Source organism: Telluria sp. B2, assembly GCF_051789535.1.
In the GTDB taxonomy this organism is placed as follows: Bacteria; Pseudomonadota; Gammaproteobacteria; order Burkholderiales; family Burkholderiaceae_D; genus Telluria.
In genome coordinates this window covers 946,377-962,385 of record NZ_CP196525.1, presented here as the reverse complement: position 1 = coordinate 962,385, position 16,009 = coordinate 946,377, and the positions used below count along the sequence as shown (strand labels likewise).

The following is a 16,009-nucleotide window of genomic DNA, read 5'->3' as shown; positions in this document are numbered from 1 at the left end:
TCGCGGCGTTTCAACGGTCCGCTGAACGCGTGGGCGGGGGACCCGCCCACCCTACGGGTCAAGCGCCGGCGTTGTCTGCTGGTTCAGGCATCTCCCCACCCAGTAGCCCCGCAATCGCCGCCAGCAGCACCGCTTCCTGATAGGGCTTGCCGAAGTAGGCGTTCACCCCCAGCCCCATCGCGACATTGCGGTGCTTGTCCGCCGTGCGCGAGGTGATCATGATGACCGGAATGGCCTGGGTCGCCGCGTCGTTGCGCACGTGGCGCACCAGGTCGAAGCCGTCCATGCGCGGCATCTCGATATCGACCAGCATCAGGTCCGGCCGTACTTCCGGCAGCTGTTCGAGCGCATCGACGCCGTCCTTGGCCAGTGCGACCCGGTAACCCTCGCGCTCGAGCATGCGCTGGGTCACGCGGCGCACGGTGAGCGAATCGTCGACCACCATCACGGTGGGGCGGTGCGCCGGCGGCGGCTGGATCGCCACGTCGGCCAGCGGCGCGGCCGTCCCGGCATTGCGGCCGAGCGCCAGGGGATTGAGGATCAGGACGATGTCGCCCGAGCCCAGCACCGTGGCGCCGGCAATGCCCGGCACGCGCGCCAGTTGCGGCCCCAGGTTCTTGATGACGACTTCGCGGTTGCCCAGCACCTCGTCGACCTGCAGCGCGATGCGCTCGCCGGCACTGTGCAGCACCATCACGGGCCGCGAACGCAGGCCGGGCTCGAAGGTCTCGCCCTCGCCCAGCAGGGCCGGCAGGTAGTGGAAGGGCAGCACCTGCCCCTGCACCTCCAGCACGCCGGCCTGGGCCGCGGCCGCGAGATCGGGCTCGCGCACCGGCTGCACCTGCTCGACCAGGGTCGAGGGCAGCGCATAGGTCTTGCCGGCGCTGGCGACCAGCACCACTTGGGTCACGGCCAGCGTCAGCGGCAGGTGGATGGTGAAGCGCGTGCCCTGCCCGGCTTTCGAATCGATGACGACGCGCCCGCCGAGCGCCTGCGCTTCCGAGCGCACCACGTCCATGCCGACGCCGCGCCCGGCCAATTCGGTCAGGCTGTCGGCGGTCGAGAAGCCGGGCGCGAAGATCAGTTCGGCTGCATCCTTGTCCGACAGCTCGGCATCCGGGCCGACCAGGCCCAGCGCGCGCGCCTTGGCGCGGATGCGTTCCAGGTCCAGGCCGGCGCCGTCGTCGGAAAACTGCAGCACGACTTCATTGCCCTGCTGGCTGACCTGCACCAGCACTTCGCCCGTTTCCGGCTTGCCGGCCCTGGTGCGCTGCGCGCGCGGCTCGATGCCGTGCACAATGGCGTTACGCAGCAGGTGCTCGAAGGGCGCGGCCATCTGCTCCAGCACGCTGCGGTCGATCTCGACGCCGCCGCCGCGGATGTCGAGGCTGACGCGCTTGTCGGTTTCCTTGGCCGTCTGGCGCGCCACGCGGAACAGGCGCTCGGACAGGCTGGCGAAGGGCACCATGCGCACGCGCATCAGGTCGCGCTGCAGGTCGCGCGTCATGCGCGACTGCGCGGCCAGCTCCTCGCCGGCGCCGTCGACCGTGCGCGCCAGCGACTCCTGGAAGGAAGCGACGTCGTTGACGCTCTCGGCCATCATGCGCGTCAATTCCTGCAGGCGCGTGAAGCGGTCGAACTCGAGCGGATCGAATTCGCGCTCGCCGGCAATCGACATGCGCGAGGCGATCTGCGACTCGGCCTGCATCTCGACTTCGCGCAACTGGCGCCGCAGGCGCACCAGGTTGTCCGAGAAATCTGTCAATGCGCTCTTCAGCACGCCCACCTGGTTTTCCAGGCGCGAGCGGGTGATCGAGACTTCGCCGGCCTGGGTTACCAGGCGGTCGAGGATGTCGGCGCGCACGCGCACCAGCGGCGTGCGCGCCTCGGCCTGGGGCTCGACCGGGACCGGCGCGGCAACGCTGCCTGGCGCCGGCTCGAGGGCCTCGCCCGCATCTTCGCCCGCGGCCTCGGCCTGGGCCGGCTTGACCAGCTGCTCGAACAGGACCAGCGCCTGGTCGTAGCTCGCCATCAGCTCCTCGAACGCGGCCGGCGCGGTGGTGCCGGCATGGACCATGTTCTCGACCTGGGTTTCCAGCTCGTGGGTGTGCTGGCCGATGCGCATCGCGCCGGCCATGCGCGCGCTGCCCTTCACCGTGTGCAGGGTGCGCAGCAGGCCTTGCGCCGGTGCGGTGTCGCGCGGGTCCTGCTGCCACTGGCGCAGGCCGTTGCCGATCTGCGGCAGCAGGTCGGCCGCCTCTTCCAGGAAGACCGGCAGCAGGTCGGGATCGAGTTCGTCGTGCAGCACCGGCTCGGCGGCCAGCGGCAGCACGATCGCCTCCGGTTCCGGTGCGGCGATGTCCAGGCTGATCGGCAGCTCGATGGCTTCCGGTTCCGGCACATCGGCAGGATCGGGGCCGAAATCGGCTTCGGCGGCAGCGATGGCCTCGTCCTCCGTCACGGCGTCCATCGCGGATTCGGGCGGCGCGATGTCCTCGGCCGGTCCCACATGCTGCTGCGCCGGCGCGTCGAACAGCTCGTCGACATCGAGGCCGAACAGCGCGTCGATGTCGTCGCTGGCGGCCGCCGCTGCGCTCGCCGCCGGCGCCGAGGCCGGGGGTGCGGATGGCACGAATTGCGGCGGGTCGGCCAGCAGGCTGTCGTAGGCCTGCGCAAACAGGCTGTCCAGGTGGCGGCCCAGGTCCTGCGGCACGTCGCCGTAGACTTCGTTGGCCTGCGCGGCGTCGAGCTGCCCGCGCAGCGCCGCCAGCTGCGCGATCAGGTCCGGCTGGGCCGGCGCCAGTTCGTCACGGCCGAAAGCCTGCAGCATCTCGCGCACCCGAGCCAGGACGACGTCGAGCACATCATGCTGGGCGGGCTGCAGGGTGGGCGCCGGCGCGCCGAGGCGCTCCAGCGTGCTCTCCAGCACCTGGGCCAGGTCGCGCAAGGCGTCGAACCGGACCGTGGCCGAGGTGCCGGCCAGCGTATGCACCGCCTTCAGCGCCTCGGGCGTGCTTGGTCGGCCCGGTTCGTGGCGCCATTCGCCGAAATCGCGTTCGAGCGTGCGCAGCAGCTCGTCGGTTTCTGCGATGTAGATGTTGTACAGCGCCAGAGGAATCTCCAGCGTGCCGACGCGGCGCAGGTTTTCGTCGGGCGGCGGCGCCGGCCGGGTTACGGTCGGCAAGGCAAAGACGTTCGAGTGCGGCGCCTGCGCTTCGTGCGCGGCCGCTGCGCCCCCGATCGCGATGCCATCCGGCTGCGGTGCCTCGGCTGCCGGCTCCCCGTCCGGCGCGAAGGGCTCGCCGGCCTGCACCCGTTCCGCCGCCGCGATCAACGGCGCGCCGCTGCGCGCGGACTGTCCAGCCTGCGCCAGCTCCGCCACCCAGGGCGCGAGCACGGCATGCGCGTGTTCGACCAACGCCAGCAGATCGGGCGTGGCGGCGCGGCCGTCGGCCAGCCAGATGTTCATCACGCGCTCCAGCGCGGCGGCGGTGGCGGCGAATTCGTCCAGGCTCACCATGCGCGCGCTGCCCTTGAGCGTGTGGAAGGCGCGGCGCACGAGGGTCAGCGACTCCTGCGCGGCTGGGTCGCGCCGCAGGTCCGGCAGCGCGGCAGCGACCGTGCCCAGCACCTCCTCGGCTTCGGCCACGAAGATCTCGAGCAGCTCGGCGTCGATGGCGGGCACCTCGGACGCGGGGGCGGCGCCTGCCTGCGGCGCGGCGGCCGGCTCGGCTGCCTGGGCGGGCGCGATGGTCTCGCCAAGCGCCAGCTCGCGCAACAGGCCGGCGTCGGGATCGAAGGCGAAGCGGCTCCTCGCGCTCTCGCTGTTCTGGGCCAGCATGTCGGTGAAGAAGCCGAGCGCGCCGATGTTGCGCGCGATGTTGTGCAGGGGCGCGGCCTGCGCGAGCACATCGCCGTCGCCCTGCGCCAGGGCGCGCACGGCGTCGCGTACGTGGACGGTGGCGCGTGCGGCCTCGTCCTGGTCGAGGATGCGCAGCGCGCCTTCGATCTGGTGCAGCAGCGGCGCGGCCTGGTCGAGCGCGCCGCGCTTGTGCAGCGGCTCGTCGTAGTACTCGTCGAGCAGTTTTTCGACCTGGCGCAGCCCGCTCCTGATTTCGCCGGCCAGCACGGCCACCGTCTGGCCCTGCTGGATGCGGCCGGCCAGTTCGCTCTGCCACTGGGGGGCGTCGGGCGGGGTTTCGCCGGCGGCGAGCGCCAGCAGGCGCCGGCCGACCACTTCCGCGTGCTGGTCGAAGTCCTGGGGCAGCTGGCGCACCTGGTCCAGGCCGTGTTCGACGAACAGCATCGCCGTCGCCATCTCCAGTCCGAACTGGTCGCTGCGGCCGGAGGCGATCGAATCGCTGGCCGCCTGGCCGAGTTCCCGCAACAGCTGGGCCAGGGCCGGCGCACCGAGTTTCTCGCTGGCGCCGGCCAGGGTAGCCAGCGCCTGGTTGAAGTCCGCTTCGCGCGTGTCGTCCGGGTGCACCGCCAGCTGGTCCCAGTCTGATTTCGAACGGGCCAGCGCTTCCTTCGCTTGCTTCAGCGCGTTCGGATCGACCTTGCCGTAGCGGCGCCCGGCATAATCCGGCGGCACCGCGCCATCGAGGCGGAAGGCGCGCCGCAGCTGGGCCGCTTCGCTCTCGGGCCCGGGCTCGGGAACGGCGGCGATGAAGAACAGCGCGTCGCGCAGCATCGCGTCCGGCAGGCTGGTCTGCCCTTGCGACAGGCGGCGCAGCTGCAGGTTGATCTGGCCAAAGAGCTGTTTTACATAGAGGTCGCCCGCCAGGCGCCCTTGCGCCACCAGTGCGGCGAAGCTGCGCAGCGCGCTCCAGAACGTGCGTGCCCGGGCGTCGCCACTGGCGTCGGCCAGCGGCGCGATCGCCTCGGCCAGCGCCTGGGCGTGGAGACGCTGGGCCTCGGGATCCGTGCTCTTCAGGTAAGGCAGCAGCGCTTTCTCGAAACGGGCGCGGCAGGCTGCGTAGTCGGGCGCGGCGTCAATCGAGGGCGGCGGCAGGTCGAGCGTGACCGCGGTGTCGACCGCGATCAGGTCGGACGGGTGGATGCGTTCCACGCCCAGCAATTCCTGCAGCGCGCGGTAATACGGGAACAGGCGCACCGGCTGCGGCGCGGCGCCCGCCACCAGCTCGTCAAGGTATTCGCCGATCGCGCCGTAGGCCTCGCGCACCACTTTCGCATGTTCGGGCGTGCAGTCGATGGCACGGTCCTTGAAGGCGTCGAGCGCGCGCTCGGCGGCGGCGGTCAGGAGACCGACGCCTTCCACGTCCACCATCTGCAGCGCACCGTGGGCCTGGTGCAGGTGGGTCTTCGCGTGCAGCAGCAGGGTCGCCTGCGCCTCCGGCGAACGCGTGGCCGCATCGAGCAGTGCGCTGCCGGAGCGCTCGAGCGCGTCGCGGATCTCGCCGATCACCCAGGACAGGGGACCTGTATCGAAGTGGCTCGCGGACGGGGAAGAAGTCATGGTCGATGGACGGCTCATTGGGCGACGCGGAAGCGCGACACCGAGTTTTTCAGTTCCTGCGCCAGCACGGCAAGCTGGCGGATCGATTGCGCGGTCTGGCGCGTGCCCGCCTGGGTGTGCTCGGTCACGGACAGGATGTGCTGCATATTGTGCGCCACGCCGTTGGCGGACGTCGCCTGCAAGCCGGTCGCGAACGAGATGCCCTGGATCAGTTCGGCCAGGCGGTTCGAGACGCGCGAGATGTCGGCCAGCGCGGCGCCGGCCGCGTCCGACAGGCGCGCGCCTTCGACCACGCCCTGGGTCGATTTTTCCATCGCGGCGGCGGCGTCGTGGGTATCGGTCTGGATCGTGCGCACCAGGGCGCCGATCTGCTTGGCCGCCTCGGCCGAGCGTTCCGCCAGGCGCTGCACCTCTTCCGCCACGACCGAGAAGCCGCGTCCCGCTTCACCGGCCGACGCCGCCTGGATCGCCGCGTTCAGCGCCAGCACGTTGGTCTGCTCGGTAATGTCGGAAATGAGCTCGGTGATCTCGCCGATCTCCTGCGAGGATTCGCCCAGGCGCTTGATGCGCTTCGAGGTTTCCTGGATCTGTTCGCGGATCTCGTGCATGCCGAGAATCGCGTTCTGCACCGCGTTCGCGCCCTGCTCCGCCGCGGCCACCGACTGGCGCGCCACTTCGGCCGATTCGTTGGCCGACTTCGACACGTCGGTAATTTCGCCGGCCATGCGCAGGACGGTCGACGAGGCTTCCTCGATCTCGCGCGACTGCTGCTCGGTCGCGCCCAGGAGTTCGGTCGAGATCTGCTGCGCCTCGTTCGAGGCCTGGGTCACCTGCTCGGCGGTGCCGGTCACGCGCAGCACCAGGCCGCGCAGTTCCTCGACGGTGAAGTTGACCGAGTCGGCAATCGCGCCGGTGATGTCTTCGGACACGGTGGCGTGCACGGTCAGGTCGCCGTTCGCCACGTCCTGCAGTTCGTTCATCAGGCGCAGGATCGCGGCCTGGTTCTGGTCGTTGGTGGCCTTGGCTTCCTCTTCCTTGGCCTGGGCCAGCTGGCGCATCGCCTCGGCTTCGCGGCGGCGCGTCTCGGCGCCGCGGGTGCGGTTGCGCGAGTCCTGCAGCATCACGCGGCTGATCGAGCCGGCCGTGGCCAGCGTGAAGATCGAGGCCGCCACCAGCAGCCAGAACCAGGCGCTCGAGGACGACTGCTGCTCGCGGTAGCCGCCCTGCAGCGCGGCGACCTGCTTCTTCATCTCTTCGTTGTCGCGGTGGATGGTGCGCGCGGCGGCACGCGCCTTCGAGTAGGCGGTCGGGTTGTCGAGGAAGGGCGTGAAGTCCTTGCGGAAGGCGTTGAAACGCGTCTGCAGCTGCACCAGCTTGTCGCGCAGGTCGTCATTGCGCTGGGCCGCGCCGCCAGCGAGCAGGGTCTCGAGCGCGTGCTCGAAGGCGGCGCTGTCGGCGCCGATGCGCACCGCCGCGTCATCGCGCGGCACGCCGATCGCAAAGAAGCTGTTGGCGCCGCGCGCCAGGCGCTGGGTCAGCATCATCATGCGGCCGATCGCGGCCAGTTCGCGCGCGCTGGCGCCGCGTTCGACGTTCTGGGCCATCAGGTCTTCGGTCAGCACCAGCATCTCGGAGGCGAGCGCGTCGAGCTGGCGCACGCTCTTGTCGAAACCGATCAGCGCCGGCTTCATCTGCAGGATGTTGGCCGCGCCCAGTTCGGACGCGGTCCAGGTCGCGCGCACCCGCGCCAGCAGCGCGCTCTGGCGCCCGCTCGCGCCCGGCACGCTGACGTTGCCCACGTCGCCGCCCTGGGTCAGCAGGCGCAGGTCGCGGTTCACCTCCGCGCGGCTTTCGGCCAACTGGTCGAAGGATGCGGGATTGCCGGCCAGCGCGTTCGGCGCCGCCTTGCCGACCCGCTGCGAGTGCATCAGCAGGTCGCTGGTGACCTGGACCTGGGCCGCGACGCGGGCGTTGCCGGCGGCGTTCTGCCACATCGCCAGGATGGTCAGGAGAATGCCGGCGCCGAAAGCGACCAGCAGGATGCGCAACTGGCGCGACAGCGACAGGTGGCCGATCAGGGGCAGGCGCAGGTTGTCCTCTTCCTCGTCGGCGGCAGGCGCGCGGCGCCGGATCGCGTGGCCCAGGCGCAGCATCGCTTCACCGGCCGAGCCGTGCTGCGGCGCCAGCGCAGCGCCGCCGGTCATGCCGTCCGCTGCCCCGGCCAGGGCGATGTCGGCACCGAACTCCGTATCGGGCGACGACAGCATGGTCTCGTCTTCGCTCCTGCCCTTCGACAAAAAATTCAACGACATGATTCCCATTCCGGCTCCTGATCCTGCGGGTTGATTGTTATTGTGATATCCCAACGTGCAGGAAGCGCTCTTCCCGCACCAGCGCCGCGAGCGACAGCGGCGTCCAGGCATTGCCCTCGGCGTCCAGCAGGCGCGCCGGATTGCCCTCTTCAGGCGTCATCGTTTCGGGGCGGCGCAGGCCATGCACTTGCGTCACCAGCAGTGCGCAGTTCAGGCCCAGGCGCGGCGCCAGCGACAGGAAGCGCGCATCGGGACCGGCGGCGCTGCCCTGCCCAAAATAGCGCGCCAGGTCGACCACGCCGAGCAGGCTGCCGCGCACGTTGGCCAGGCCCAGATACCAGGGCTGGGTCAACGGCACGCGCGACAGCGGCGCCGGCGGCACGATTTCGCCGGCCTCGGCCAGCGCCAGCAGGTAGCGTTCGCCGCCGATCGAGACGCCCAGCTGGTGCACGGCCTGGGGCGCGCCCTCCTGGGCCGCCTGCATGCGCGCCAGCAGCTGCGCCTGGTAATCGCGCAGGCGGGTGCGGCGCGCGGGTGCCGGCGCCAGCTCCTCGCCGTTCGCCACGGCGTTCATCAAGCGCTCAGGGCGGCAATGCGCGCCAGGAGCTGGGCCGGATCGACCGGCTTGATGAAGTAATCCTTGGCGCCCTGGCGCATGCCCCAGATGCGGTCGGTTTCCTGGTTCTTGCTGCTGCAGATGATGACCGGCACCGACGACAGCTCGGGATCGCGGGCGATCGAGCGCGTCACCTGGAAACCGTTAGCGCCGGGCATGACCACGTCCATGAGAATCAGCTCGGGGCGGTCGGCGCGCATCTTCAGCAGCGCGTCCTCGCCGTTGTCGGCGGTGGAAACGGAAAAACCGTTCTTTACCAGGATGTCGGTCAGGTAAAAACGTTCGGTCGGGGAATCGTCGACGATCAGGATCTTTTGAATGGCCACGGTGGGCTCCGTACTTGAATCAGGCTGGTGAGGCCGTGTGCTCGCGGACAGCCGCGAGCAGGGTGTCTTTGGAAAATGGCTTGGTGAGATAGGCGCTCGAGCCGACCATCGCACCGCGCGCACGGTCGAACAGGCCGTCCTTGGACGACAGCATGACCACCGGCGTCGCATGGAAACGCGCGCTCTTCTTGATCAGCGCGCAGGTCTGGTAGCCGTCCAGGCGCGGCATGAGGATGTCGCAGAACACCAGCGCCGGATGATGGTCGTTGATCTTGGCGAGCGCGTCGAAGCCGTCCTCGGCCAGCACGACCTGGTAGCCGGCCTGGGTCAGGAAGATTTCGGCGGAGCGACGGATCGTGTTGCTGTCGTCGATCACCATGATGGTGGGGCCGCTTGCTTGCTGCGATGTCGTCATGTTCGTTTCACTTCAGCATGGACCGCAACGATAGCATAGGGCTGTCGGCTTGTGCGCGATGTGTTGCTCGAAGTCAACTATGCGCAAATACAGGAGAGAAGAGCTTGTCGGAAGGGCTAGAAATTCAGTTATCGGGTGGGGTGGATTTGATAACTTAGTTGATCGGAAGGCAGCGATTTTGACCCGTAGGGTGGACGGCTCTGCCGTCCACGCGGTGATCGTTGGCGGTAGAGTAGCTGTGCCGTCAGATCTCGCATCAGTTGAACGCGTGGACGGGAGACCCGTCCACCCTACGTCCTACACTTAACGCCGCAGCGTCATCGACCACGACTCAGATGGCCGTCATCTCGAAATCGTCCTTGCGCGCGCCGCACTCCGGGCAAGTCCAGTTCATCGGCACGTCGGCCCAGCGCGTGCCCGGCGCGATGCCGTCTTCCGGCGCCCCGGCTTCTTCGTCGTAGACCCAGCCGCAGATCAGGCACATCCAGGTCTGGTACACGGTCGCCGTCGTTTCGTTACTCACGGTGTCGTTCCTTCTATCTAGTAAAATGGGGAATCAGGTATCTTAATCTACCCGTCGTGCAAAACCAACCGTCTCCGCTGATTCTCACTTTCGGCGTGTCCGATCCCGTCGGCGCCCTGGGTGTGCAGGCAGACCTCGCCACCTTCGCCGCCCACGGCTGTCACGCCCTGACCGTCACCACCGCCCTGCTGGTGGCCGATAGCGCGCGCGTCGAAGACCTGCATGAAATCGACGTCGGCTGGATGGCCGACCAGGCGCGCGTCGTGCTCGAGGACATGCCGGTCGCCGCCGTCAAGATCGGCGCGATCGCCAGCATCGAGCAGGCCGCGGCGATCGCCGAAATCGTGTCCGACTACGCCGAGGTGCCGCTGATCGTCGATCCCTTCCTGTCTTCCCTGCCCGACGCCGGCATGTCGGACGAAGACACGGTGGTGGCGATCCGCCAGATCCTCGCGCCCCAGGCGACCGTGTTGATGCTCTCGCAATCGGAATTGGGCCGCATGGCCGAAACCTGGCGCGAACCGGGTGCTGAAGGCAGCCTGGAAGCCGATGTGGCGGAACTGACCGCACGCGGCTGCCAGTACGTGCTCGTCACCTGCACCCAGGGCAGCGGCAACAACCGCGCCAACACCCTGTTCGACCGCGACGGCGCCGTCACCACGATCGACTGGCAGCACCTGCCGGGGCCTTTCGTCGGCGCCGGCACCACGCTCTCGGGTGCGCTCGCCGCGCTGATGGCGCAGGGCATGGACGCCACCGAAGCCCTGCAGGCCGCCCAGGACTACACCTACGGCGCGCTGCGCCATGCCCAGCGTTTCGGCATGGGCAAGTTCGTCCCCAACCGTTTCTATCGGACCCTGCCCCTGGTGGGCCGACAATAAAATCAAAGGCAAGCCAAGATGACTACCGAACAAACCAGCTCCCGCAACGACATCCTGTTCGAACGCGCCCAGAAAAGCACGCCCGGCGGCGTGAATTCGCCGGTGCGCGCCTTCCGCTCGGTCGGCGGCACGCCGCGCTTCATCACCCGCGCCGAAGGCCCGTATTTCTGGGATGCCGACGGCAAGCGCTACATCGACTACATCGGCTCCTGGGGCCCGGCCATCGTCGGCCACGCGCATCCGCAAGTGATCAAGGCGGTGCAGGACGCCGCCGCCAACGGCCTGTCCTTCGGCGCGCCGACCGAAGGCGAGATCGAGATCGCCGAGGAAATCTGCAAGCTCGTGCCCTCGATCGAGCAGGTGCGCCTGGTATCGAGCGGCACGGAAGCGACCATGAGCGCCCTGCGCCTGGCGCGCGGCGCCACCGGCCGCGACAAGATCGTCAAGTTCGAAGGCTGCTACCACGGCCACGCCGACTCGCTGCTGGTGAAGGCCGGCTCGGGCCTGCTGACCTTCGGCAACCCGACCTCGGCCGGCGTGCCGGAAGATTTCGTCAAGCACACCCTGGTGCTCGACTACAACAACATCGCCCAGCTGGAAGACGCCTTCCAGTCCATGGGCGACACGATCGCCTGCGTGATCGTCGAGCCGGTCGCCGGCAACATGAACCTGATCCGCGCCATGCCTGAATTCCTGCAGCGCATGCGCGAGCTGTGCACCGAGTACGGCGCCATCCTGATCTTCGACGAAGTAATGTGCGGTTTCCGCGTGGGCCTCGGCGGCGCCCAGGAAATGTACGGCATCAAGCCCGATCTCACCGCGCTGGGCAAGGTCATCGGCGGCGGCATGCCGGTGGCGGCCTTCGGCGGCAAGGCCGAGCTGATGCAGAAGATGGCGCCGATCGGCCCGGTCTACCAGGCCGGCACGCTGTCGGGCAATCCGGTGGCGGTGGCCGCCGGCATGACCACCCTGAAACTGGTGCAGGAGCCGGGCTTCTACGAGCAGCTCAGCGCCACCGGCGAAAAGCTCATCGCCGGCCTGACCGCGGCGGCCAAGGAAGCCGGCATCGCCTTCTGCGGCGATTCGGTCGGCGGCATGTTCGGCATGTACTTCAGCGAGACCATCCCGGCCTCCTACGGCCAGATGATGGCCGGCGACAAGGCGCGCTTCAACGCCTTCTTCCACGGCATGCTCGAGGAAGGCGTGTACTTTGCGCCGGCCATGTTCGAAGCCGGCTTCGTGTCGGCGGCGCACGACGACGCTGTCATCGCAGAAACGGTCGCGGCCGCGCGCAAGGTCTTCGCGCGCCTGGCTTAAGCCAGCACAAATCCGGCGCCGCCGCATACGCGGCGCGCCGGCTACCTTGTGCCATGATGAGTCCAACAATCGGACTCGATCATGGCGCGCCTTCGACGATCCCCTCCCGGCACGGCCCGTTCCCGTGTGCCGCGTGCGCAGCAACCGCTGCCGCAAAGCGCCAGCGCGCCCATCCTTGTCACCGTCGCGCTGTTGCGCGTGGCCGAACCCACCAATCCCGAGGACTACTACGCCGCCATCGTCGACGGCCTGAATGCCAGCGCGCGCCGCTACGGGCTCGACACTGCCCTGCGCATGGCCCACTTCCTGGCCCAGATCGGGCACGAGAGCAGCCTGCGCGCCACCGAGGAGAACGGCCGTTATTCCGCCACGCGCATGCGCGAGATCTTCGGCTGCAAGGGCGGCCGCGCGCAGTACGACCGCGCGAGCGACGAGTGCCGCCTGGGCCCCGACGGCCGGCCGGCGCGCCTGCGTCCCAAGTTGTGGACCGAGCAGGATGTTTACGCCGGCAATGCCGAGCGCCTGCTCAGCTATGTGTATGCGGACCGCCTGGGCAATGGCAGCGAGGCCTCGGGCGAAGGCTACCGCTACCGGGGACGCGGCCTGGTCCAGTTGACGGGCAAGGACAACTACGCCGCCTTCAGCGCCGCGCACAACGCGCGCGATCCGAGCGACCCGCGCGATTTCATGGCCGAGCCCGACTTGCTTCTGAGCGAGCTCAAATACGCCATCGAATCGGCCTTCTGGTACTGGGATGCGCGTAAAGTAAATGCGCTTGCCGACCTGGACGACCTCGAGGGTGTCACCCGTGCCGTCAACGGCGGCCTGAACGGACTGGAAGACCGCGGAGCGCGACTTGCGAGCATCAAGACAGCACTGGGCATATGAGACGATCGTGGCGCTGGCCTGCTGGGCCGCGTCGTCCGCCTGGGCGCTGGCTCCGGCCGAATCGCTGTGCCTGGCCGATGAGCCCGTCGTGTTCGCCTGCAGCGTGGAAGGCAAGATCGTCTCGCTGTGCCGCTCGGCCAGTGCCGGACAAGGACTGAGCTACCGCTTCGGCAGGCCGGCAGCCATCGAACTGCGCTACCCGCAGCCGGGCCAGCGCGCCCGCCCGGCCTTCACCGTCAAGACCGAACCGGTCATCGGCGGCGGCATCACCAGGGTCGCCTTCCAGCGCGGCGGCTACACCTACACCGTCTACAGCCGCGTGGGGCGCGCGGAGGACGGCGCCACGCCGGAATTCGAGGACGGCATCACTGTCGAGCGGCGCGGCAAGCTGCTGCGGCACCTGCGCTGCGAGGACGGCGGCGCGGGATTTCGCGAGCCGCTGGGGCAAGCGGCCAAATAACGCCGTCGGAACACGTAGGGTGGGCGCCCCGTGCCCACCTAAAACAGCTCGCGCCAAGACGTCTGACCCGAAATTGGAACCGGCAACAATCCTGGTGGGCACGGGGCGTCCACCCTACGAAATAAAATTTCACACAAGCCACTTCGATGAAATTTTATTTCACCTCATTACATTCCGGGCCCACCCGGGCCACCGAACCCGCCCGGCGGCGGGCCACCGCGCCAGCCCTCGCCCGGCGGCCCGTCCGGACGGCGGTTCGCCTGCACGCCGCCGAAGCGCCAGGACAGGCCGACAAACACGATGCGCCCGTCGTAGCGGCGAATCCCGCGCTCCTGCAGCGTGGCCGAATCGGTAATGGTTTCCGCCTTCTGCGAATCGAAGATGTCGGTCGCGTTCACCACCAGCGTCAGGCTCTGGCTCAGGTTGCGCCGGTAGCTCAGGTTGGCGGTGGCGCTCGGCTCGCGGTAGCCGTAGCCGGTCAGGGTCTTGCCCTGGGCGTTGAACATCAGCTGGACCTGGTCCTGCGCCGTCATCTGCCAGTTCAGGCGTCCGCGCACGTTCACCGAGGTGGCGCTGCGCTTGCTCTCGACACCGGCCAGGTCGATCTGCTGCTGCTCGACGAGGAAGACGTTGCCGCTGGTGTTGAGCGACAGGGTCGGCGTGAGCTTGCCGCTGAGCGTGAATTCCAGGCCGCCGGAGCGGTTGCTGCCGCCGTTTTCCAGCGTGGTCAGGATCACCGTGTCGCTCACCGCCAGCTGGCGGCTGCGGATCATGTCACGGTCGTTGCGGTAGTAGGCGCGCACGTTGGCGTCCAGCGTCCCGGCCTTGGTTTCGTAGCCGACCTCGAAGGAATCGGTCTTCACCGGCTTCAAATACGGATTGCCGCTCGACTCGTTCAATTCGTCGCGGTAGACCACGAAGGGGTTCAGTTCGCCCGCGTTCGGGCGGCGGATCCGGTGCGCGTAGGAAAAGCGCAGATTGGTCCGGTCGGCCAGTTTATACGTGGCGAAGGCGCTCGGCACCCAGTTCAGGTAGCTGTTATTGGCCTCGAGGCGGCTGGTCACCTGGTCGAGCTTCATGTCGGTGTGCTCGGCGCGCAGGCCAAGCTGGGCGCCCCAGCGCTCGCTCAGCTTCCACTGGTAGGAGCCGTACAGCGCGGTGTTGCGCTCGTCGATCTCGAAGGCGTTGGTACGGCGCGCGTTCACGCTCTGCGCGCCGGAAGCCAGGTCGAAGTCGTAGTAGCGCGTGTCGAACTCGCTCTTCGTGTCGGACAGCTTGTAGCCGACCTTGAGGATCGCGCCGTTGTCGAGCGGGCGCTCGTAGTCGCCGGTGTAGTCGACGATCCGGGTGCGGTTGTCGACGTCCTGCAGGTTGCGACCGTCGGCCGCCCGCGGCGGCATCACCGTATAGGTGTTGACGGAGTCGGTCTCGCTGTCGTTTTCGCTGCCGGACAGGCGCAGGTCCATCTTGAACAGTTCGCCCAGCTTCTCGCCCTTGTGGTCCCAGCGCAGGCTGGCCATGCCGTTGCTGCTGTCGCCCTTCCTGCGGCTGGCGCGCGCGTAGTCGCTGGTGACCGCACCCGTGCCGTCGGCCACGTTGTAATGGTCCAGCACCTGCTGGTCGTTATCGCGCTGCATGTACATCAGGCTCGCTTCCAGCGTGTCGTCCTGGCCGATGTTATAGCTGGCCTGGCCGCGCAGGCCGACGCTGTCGTTCAGGCCGGTGCTGGTCGTGGATTGGGTGCTGCGCTGGGTGGCGCCGGTGACCGGGTCGATGCGTTCGCGCTCGTTCTCGTAGGTTGAATCGCGTCCGTCGTGACGCACGTGGACACCGCCCTGGAAGCCCCACAGGCCGGTGTTGTAGGCGCCGTTCAGCGCCGAGTTGTAGCGCCCGCCCGTGCCGAGGTTGGCGTTGGCCACGCCGAAGCCGCCCGCGCGGCGGTTGCGCTTCATGACCAGGTTTAGGATCGGTCCGCCGCCGCCTTCGTTGCCGAATTCGGCGCCGGGGTTGTTGATCACCTCGACCGAGTCGATGTCCTCGGAAGGCATGGCCTGCAGCGCGCTGCCGCGGTTCTCGCCCTGCAGCATGGCCGAAGGCTTGCCGTCGACCAGGATCTGCACATTCGTGCTGCCGCGCAGCGACACTGTGCCGTCGGCATCGACCGAGACCGACGGTACATTGCCGAGCGCGTCGGCGGCGCTGCCGTTCGATGCGTTCACGTCCTGCTTGACGTCATAGACCTGGCGGTCGATGCGGTTATTCTGGCGTTCGCCGACCACGTTGACAGACTGGATCGGGGCCGGCGCGGTTGGTGCGGCCGGTGCGGCCGGCGCGGTTGGTGCGGCCGGTGCGGTTGATGCGGGTTGTGCGGCGCCGGTTTGTGCGGCGGCGGCGCTTTGCGCCAGGGCCGGACGGATGGCGGCCAGCTCGCAGACGGCCAGAAGCACGGCGAGATGGAGGGCACGCCGGCGCGGCGCGGCGCCGGCTTGGGTGGAACGGTTTCGTTGGACCATCGATGTGCTGTTGTTGACGTTGAGGTGGCGCCGCTCGCACCGCCATCCGCGACTGAATGGCGCAGTGTGCGGCGTAAAGTTCCAATTTTAAAACGCCGTTGCATCCATAGACCATTTCGCAAGGTAAAGAAGCGTAAAAGGCTGGGCTCCGGCCAGCTGCCCGTGCATGCGCGGCCCCTGCCCATCCTGTTTCGGCGGCCCGGCAATGACATGCTCAGCAGGAGGCCTTCTGCAGAAAAGAAAAAAACGCGCGAAAATAACGGGTTACGTGTTTACGAT

At 68.4% G+C, this 16,009-nt stretch carries 11 protein-coding genes; 4 read left to right on the top strand and 7 right to left on the bottom strand.

Translation table 11 applies throughout. The features are described from left to right. Positions 1–58 precede the first annotated feature (58 nt). The 6 genes from ACSUZJ_RS04375 to ACSUZJ_RS04350 all read right to left on the bottom strand — a co-directional run bounded on the left by ACSUZJ_RS04375 (position 59) and on the right by ACSUZJ_RS04350 (position 9,632). Positions 59–5,479 carry an Hpt domain-containing protein gene (locus ACSUZJ_RS04375; RefSeq protein WP_499413636.1) on the bottom strand — a complete coding sequence of 1,807 codons (5,421 nt, stop codon included), beginning with the start codon at positions 5,477–5,479 and terminating at the stop codon, positions 59–61. 14 nt (positions 5,480–5,493) lie between these two features. Further along, a complete protein-coding gene (locus tag ACSUZJ_RS04370; protein ID WP_499416435.1) occupies positions 5,494–7,746 on the bottom strand; it encodes a methyl-accepting chemotaxis protein in 2,253 nt (750 codons plus the stop codon). Between the two features lie 82 nt (positions 7,747–7,828). Then, on the bottom strand, positions 7,829–8,365 hold the full coding sequence (locus ACSUZJ_RS04365; RefSeq protein ID WP_499413634.1) for a chemotaxis protein CheW: 537 nt from the start codon (positions 8,363–8,365) through the stop codon (positions 7,829–7,831). Then, a complete protein-coding gene (locus ACSUZJ_RS04360; protein ID WP_499413632.1) occupies positions 8,365–8,733 on the bottom strand; it encodes a response regulator transcription factor in 369 nt (122 codons plus the stop codon). Before ACSUZJ_RS04360 ends, ACSUZJ_RS04365 begins: the two co-directional genes overlap by 1 nt. Positions 8,734–8,752: 19 nt before the next feature. Beyond that, positions 8,753–9,148, bottom strand: a complete 396-nt coding sequence (locus ACSUZJ_RS04355) for a response regulator (RefSeq protein ID WP_499413630.1) — start codon at positions 9,146–9,148, stop codon at positions 8,753–8,755. 331 nt (positions 9,149–9,479) lie between these two features. Further along, a complete protein-coding gene (locus ACSUZJ_RS04350; RefSeq protein ID WP_091876441.1) occupies positions 9,480–9,632 on the bottom strand; it encodes a rubredoxin in 153 nt (50 codons plus the stop codon). A gap of 95 nt (positions 9,633–9,727) precedes the next feature. On the opposite strand from ACSUZJ_RS04350, the gene thiD reads away from it, so the two are divergent. The 4 genes from thiD (at position 9,728) to ACSUZJ_RS04330 (ending at position 13,217) form a co-directional block, all read left to right on the top strand. Continuing rightward, a complete protein-coding gene (gene thiD / locus ACSUZJ_RS04345) occupies positions 9,728–10,552 on the top strand; it encodes a bifunctional hydroxymethylpyrimidine kinase/phosphomethylpyrimidine kinase (protein ID WP_499413628.1) in 825 nt (274 codons plus the stop codon). Positions 10,553–10,570: 18 nt separating this feature from the next. Further along, on the top strand, positions 10,571–11,869 hold the full coding sequence (hemL, locus tag ACSUZJ_RS04340) for a glutamate-1-semialdehyde 2,1-aminomutase (RefSeq protein ID WP_499413626.1): 1,299 nt from the start codon (positions 10,571–10,573) through the stop codon (positions 11,867–11,869). An 81-nt stretch (positions 11,870–11,950) separates the two neighbouring features. Then, positions 11,951–12,757, top strand: coding sequence for a glycoside hydrolase family 19 protein (locus ACSUZJ_RS04335; RefSeq protein WP_499413624.1), 807 nt, complete (start codon positions 11,951–11,953; stop codon positions 12,755–12,757). Then, complete coding sequence (locus tag ACSUZJ_RS04330; protein WP_499413622.1) at positions 12,726–13,217, top strand: hypothetical protein; 492 nt, start codon at positions 12,726–12,728, stop codon at positions 13,215–13,217. Before ACSUZJ_RS04335 ends, ACSUZJ_RS04330 begins: the two co-directional genes overlap by 32 nt. Before the next feature lie 167 nt (positions 13,218–13,384). Here ACSUZJ_RS04330 and ACSUZJ_RS04325 read toward each other — a convergent pair whose 3' ends face one another. Continuing rightward, positions 13,385–15,730: a TonB-dependent receptor domain-containing protein gene (locus tag ACSUZJ_RS04325; protein WP_499413620.1), complete on the bottom strand. Its 2,346-nt coding sequence runs from the start codon at positions 15,728–15,730 to the stop codon at positions 13,385–13,387. Positions 15,731–16,009: the final 279 nt, after the last annotated feature.

Excerpts from the sequence above, each read along its gene's own strand:
- ACSUZJ_RS04375 (WP_499413636.1), bottom strand. The coding sequence starts at position 5,479 with ATGACTTCTTCCCCGTCCGCGAGCCACTTCGATACAGGTCCCCTGTCC.
- ACSUZJ_RS04370 (WP_499416435.1), bottom strand. The coding sequence starts at position 7,746 with ATGCTGTCGTCGCCCGATACGGAGTTCGGTGCCGACATCGCCCTGGCC.
- ACSUZJ_RS04365 (WP_499413634.1), bottom strand. The coding sequence starts at position 8,365 with ATGAACGCCGTGGCGAACGGCGAGGAGCTGGCGCCGGCACCCGCGCGC.
- ACSUZJ_RS04355 (WP_499413630.1), bottom strand. The coding sequence starts at position 9,148 with ATGACGACATCGCAGCAAGCAAGCGGCCCCACCATCATGGTGATCGAC.
- ACSUZJ_RS04350 (WP_091876441.1), bottom strand. The coding sequence starts at position 9,632 with ATGTGCCTGATCTGCGGCTGGGTCTACGACGAAGAAGCCGGGGCGCCG.
- hemL (WP_499413626.1), top strand. The coding sequence starts at position 10,571 with ATGACTACCGAACAAACCAGCTCCCGCAACGACATCCTGTTCGAACGC.
- ACSUZJ_RS04335 (WP_499413624.1), top strand. The coding sequence starts at position 11,951 with ATGGCGCGCCTTCGACGATCCCCTCCCGGCACGGCCCGTTCCCGTGTG.
- ACSUZJ_RS04325 (WP_499413620.1), bottom strand. The coding sequence starts at position 15,730 with ATGGTCCAACGAAACCGTTCCACCCAAGCCGGCGCCGCGCCGCGCCGG.